Here is a 2,168-nt window from a genome sequence, read left to right as displayed (position 1 = left end):
CCCCCCCCCCCGCGGCGCGCCGGCCCCCCGTCCAACCCCCCTCTTTCTCTCCAACCCCCCCCCCCCCCCCCCCGCCGGGGCGGGGCGGGGGCCCCCCCCGCCCCCCCCCCCCCCCCCCCCCCCCCCCCGGCCGGGAAGCGGGTCCCGGCCGTGCGGATAGCGGGCCGGCCGGGCGACACGCCCCGCGGGGCCCGGCGCCGGAAATCGTGCGCCGACGCCGTATCCGGGTGAATCCCCGCACAACCGCGATGAGAAACCTGCCCGAGTTGTCGACCTCGATCGCACACACCGGGTACGGTCAAACCCAGGGACCTGTGTTCCCGGTTGACAGCACCGCCCCTTCGATCCGGGTGATATTGCCGGATTCGCTCCACTGCGGGCGCGGCCGGCTGACAGCTGGACGGATGGTTGCACGCGAACAAGGAAGTAGGGACCCACACGATGGCGCGCATCGGCGACGGCGGCGATCTGCTCAAATGCTCGTTCTGCGGGAAGAGCCAGAAGCAGGTCAAGAAGCTCATTGCGGGACCAGGGGTGTACATCTGCGACGAGTGCATCGATCTGTGTAACGAGATCATCGAGGAGGAGCTGGCCGAATCGAGCGAGGTCAAGCTCGACGAGCTCCCGAAACCCGCGGAGATCCGGGACTTCCTGGAGAACTACGTGATCGGCCAGGACACGGCCAAACGGACCCTCGCGGTGGCGGTGTACAACCATTACAAGCGGATCCAGGCCGGCGACAAGGGTCGCGACGCGCGCGGGGAGAGCGTCGAACTGGCGAAGTCCAATATCCTGATGCTCGGCCCCACGGGCTGCGGTAAGACCTATCTGGCGCAGACGCTGGCGAAAATGCTGAACGTGCCGTTCGCGATCGCCGATGCCACCGCGCTCACCGAGGCCGGATATGTCGGTGAGGATGTCGAGAACATTCTGCTCAAACTCATCCAGGCCGCCGATTACGACGTCAAACGCGCGGAAACCGGCATCATCTATATCGACGAGGTCGACAAGATCGCGCGCAAGAGCGAGAACCCGTCGATCACCCGGGATGTTTCCGGTGAGGGTGTGCAGCAGGCGCTGCTGAAAATTCTGGAGGGCACGCAGGCCAGCGTGCCGCCGCAGGGCGGGCGCAAACATCCGCACCAGGAATTCATCCAGATCGATACGACCAATGTGCTGTTCATCGTGGCGGGCGCGTTCGCCGGTCTGGAGAAGATCATCTCCGATCGCACCGGTCATCGCGGGATCGGTTTCGGTGCCGAGGTGCGGTCGAAGGCCGAAATCGACACCACCGATCATTTCGCCGAGGTGATGCCGGAGGATTTGATCAAATTCGGTTTGATCCCCGAATTCATCGGCCGCTTGCCGGTGGTCGCGTCGGTGACGAACCTGGACAAGGATTCGCTGGTGAAGATCCTGTCCGAACCTAAGAACGCGCTGGTCAAGCAGTACATCCGGTTGTTCGAGATGGACGGGGTGGATCTCGAGTTCACCCGCGACGCACTCGAGGCCGTGGCGGATCAGGCCATTCTGCGGGGCACCGGTGCGCGTGGTCTGCGCGCCATCATGGAAGAGGTGCTGCAGCAGGTGATGTTCGATATCCCGAGCCGCGACGATGTGGCCAAGGTGGTCGTGGACGCCGATACCGTCAACGACAATGTGCTGCCCACCATCGTCCCGCGTAAGCGGGAGCGCCCGGAGCGCCGCGACAAGTCGGCCTGAGACAGCGCCGCCAGGACTGCGGCTACGTGCCGGCTGCGGGTGGGCGATGTAGCCGGCCTGCGACGGCGATATGCACGGCCCGGTCGGGCGATGTACCGGCCTGCGGCCGGGCCGCAACCGTTCCGACACCGGATCCGGGCTTACCGGCCGCTCCCTCGCGGTATGGTCGGTGACCACTCGACATTCCGGCGATACAGGAGCGGGTCATGGCGACACAGCTGCTTATCGGAGGAGTCCGGCGCACACCGGATCACGACGAGGCGCCTGCATGGTTCGGCCGTGCGGGCGCCTTTCTCTGTGTGCTCGCGGCGGTGGCGGGGGGGGGGCGGGGGGGGGGGGCCCCCGCCCCCCCCCCCCCCGGGGGGGGGGGGGGGGGGGGGCCCCCCCCCCGGCCCCCCCCCGCGACCGCCGCGAGCACACAGAGAAAGGCGCCCGCACGGCCGAAC

At 67.6% G+C, this 2,168-nt stretch carries 1 protein-coding gene; it reads left to right on the top strand.

Annotated features, from left to right (window positions below; all coding sequences use genetic code 11):
• Positions 1 to 441 precede the first annotated feature (441 nt).
• A complete protein-coding gene (gene clpX, locus QH276_RS12950) occupies positions 442 to 1,722 on the top strand; it encodes an ATP-dependent Clp protease ATP-binding subunit ClpX (protein WP_030523255.1) in 1,281 nt (426 codons plus the stop codon).
• The last annotated feature ends 446 nt before the right edge of the window (positions 1,723 to 2,168 follow it).

The organism is Nocardia carnea (assembly GCF_029869215.1).
In the GTDB taxonomy this organism is placed as follows: Bacteria; Actinomycetota; Actinomycetes; order Mycobacteriales; family Mycobacteriaceae; genus Nocardia; species Nocardia carnea_B.
This window is presented reverse-complemented; position numbering and strand designations above follow the sequence as displayed.

Bases quoted from the DNA above. Each gene is read 5' to 3' on its own strand.
- clpX (WP_030523255.1), top strand. From the start codon at position 442: ATGGCGCGCATCGGCGACGGCGGCGATCTGCTCAAATGCTCGTTCTGC.